The sequence below is a fragment of the Bartonella sp. AA86SXKL genome (genome assembly GCF_042196885.1).
In genome coordinates, this window is record NZ_JBHIRE010000394.1 from 420 (window position 1) to 662 (window position 243).

At 44.9% G+C, this 243-nt stretch carries 1 protein-coding gene; it reads right to left on the bottom strand.

All coding sequences use genetic code 11. The features are described from left to right. Positions 1–243 (bottom strand): ATP-binding cassette domain-containing protein (locus tag ACFIO5_RS12200; protein WP_375705550.1); only part of this gene is annotated, 243 nt, incomplete at both ends.

The following is a 243-nucleotide window of genomic DNA, read 5'->3' on the forward strand; positions in this document are numbered from 1 at the left end:
TGAATTGTCATCCGTCCATTGTGGAGAAGCATTCGCCGTGCTGCGACTTGTTCCATCAGGGCAATATCATGGGTGGCAATGACAACAGCTGTTCCAAAACGGTTTAATTCAATAAACAAGCGTAACAAGCGTTTTGCCAAAGGTGGATCAACATTTCCTGTTGGTTCATCAGCCAAAAGAATTTCAGGTTGATCAATCAATGCACGGGCAATCGCTACCCTTTGTTTTTCTCCGCCGGAAAGA